Origin of the sequence: Streptomyces sp. BE20 (assembly GCF_036322525.1) — a bacterium.
Classification (GTDB): Bacteria; Actinomycetota; Actinomycetes; order Streptomycetales; family Streptomycetaceae; genus Kitasatospora.
Window position 1 is genome coordinate 1 of the sequence record NZ_JAQYWW010000384.1, and the last position, 1,924, is coordinate 1,924.

The 1,924-nt window shown below is 73.5% G+C and carries 2 protein-coding genes and 1 pseudogene; all 3 read left to right on the plus strand.

Going from position 1 to position 1,924, the window contains the following annotated elements; translation table 11 throughout:
• Positions 1 to 262: pseudogene (locus PUR61_RS02990) on the plus strand (hypothetical protein); the annotation flags it as partial.
• A gap of 102 nt (positions 263 to 364) precedes the next feature.
• Entirely contained in the window at positions 365 to 1,375 is a 1,011-nt protein-coding gene (locus PUR61_RS02995) for a zinc-binding dehydrogenase (RefSeq protein ID WP_329875306.1), read from the plus strand.
• A 132-nt stretch (positions 1,376 to 1,507) separates the two neighbouring features.
• Positions 1,508 to 1,924: aldehyde dehydrogenase family protein (locus tag PUR61_RS03000; protein WP_329875308.1), on the plus strand; the 417-nt coding region annotated here is incomplete at its 3' end.

Here is a 1,924-nt window from a genome sequence, read left to right on the forward strand (position 1 = left end):
CATCGTGGTCCTCTTCCTCACCGGCTTCTTCGTCTACGGCCCGCAGTCCTCGTTCTGGGCGCTCTGCCCCGACATCGCCGGCAAGCGGATGGCCGGCACCGCCACCGGCGCCGTCAACTGCTTCGCCTACCTCTTCGCCGGGACCGCCGAGCCCTTCATCGGCGGCCTGATGGACAGCACCGGCAACACCAGCCTCATCTTCCTCTTCGTGGCCGGGTGCTGCGGGTGCAGCGCGCTCGTCGCCCTCACGATCCGACGCTAGGCGGAACCGGACATGACGCACCCCAGCACCGTGAACTCCGTACCCCGCACGCCACTCCCGCCGACCGCGGCCGTCTGGTCCGGGCCCGAGAAGGGGTTCAGCGTGGAACAGCAGCCCCTCCCCCGGCTCCTGCCCGGCGAGGTCCTGGTCCGCATCGAACTGGCCACCGTGTGCGGCAGCGACCTGCACACCATCGCCGGCCACCGGCCCACCCCGCTGCCGACCGTCCTGGGGCACGAGGCCGTCGGCGTCGTCGAGGCCGTCGGCGGCTCCCCCGTCCTCGCCGACGGCCGGCCCGTCGTCCCCGGCCAGCGGGTCACCTGGACGATCGGCACCTCCTGCGGCACCTGTCGGCGCTGCACCCGCGGCGTCCCGCAGAAGTGCGAGAGCGTCCGCAAGTACGGCCACGAGGCCATCACCGACCACTGGCGGTACAACGGCGGTCTCGCCACCCACTGCCACCTGGTCGCGGGCACCGGCCTGGTCGCCGTCCCCGAGGAGCTGCCCGCCGAGGTCGCCGCACCCGCGAACTGCGCCACCGCCACCGTCGTGTGCGCGGCCCGGCGCACCGAACTCGCGGCCGGCGACAACGTGGTCGTGATCGGTTGCGGCATGCTCGGCCTCACCGCCGTCGCCTACGCCCTCGACCGCGGCGCCCGGAACGTCATCGCCTGCGACGTCGACGCGGGCCGGCGGCACCTGGCGCTGGAGTTCGGGGCCGATGTCGCCTGCTCCCCGGGCGCGCTGGAGACGGCGGTCAAGGAGTTCGGCGCGGACGTCGTCCTCGAACTGTCCGGCCACCACAGGGCCGTCCAGTCGGCCCTGGACCTGGTCGGGCTGGACGGGCGCGTGGCCCTCGTCGGCTCCGTCTCCCCCGGTCCGCAGGTGGCCTTCGAACCCAACACCTTCGTCCGCAACCTCACCCGCGTGGTCGGCAGCCACAACTACACGGTCGAGGACCTCACCGAGGCGGTCGACTTCCTCGTCCGCACCCCGGTGCAGGACCGGTTCGCCCGGCTCGTCCCCGACTCCTTCCCCCTCACGGACATCGACGCGGCCGTCGCCGTGGCCCGCACCGGGGCAGCCCCCCGGATCGCCGTCCACATGGGCTGACCACCCCCCTCGCTGCCGGGTCGACGCCCCTGGCCCCTCATCAGGGCCGTCGGCCCGGCGTCCAACCGCACGGCCGCCCGTCCGACCGCACGGGCCACCTCCCTGCTCCCTCTTCCTGCCACGGAGTCCGCCATGTCGAATCCGCACCCCGAGCACCTGCTCAACCACATCGCCGGCCGCTGGTCGCCCTCGATCACGGGGCAGGTGCGACCGAACCTGAATCCGGCGGACACCTCCGACGTGATCGGCGAGTTCACGGAGTCCGGAGCCGGTGACGCCACCGCCGCCGTCACCGCGGCGGCCGCCGCCCAGCGGGACTGGGACGCGGTCGGGCCGATCGAACGCGCCAAGCTGCTCAAGGCCGCGGCGGCCCTGATCACCGAGCGCTCCGAGCTGTTCGCCGAGGCGATCACCAGGGAGCAGGGCAAGCGCCTGTCCGAGGGCCGGGGCGAGGTGGCGCGCTCGCTGACCATCCTGGACTTCACCATCGGCGAGGCCCGCCGCATCAACGGCGTCACCACCCCGGCCGAGGAGCCGCGCACCCTCGCC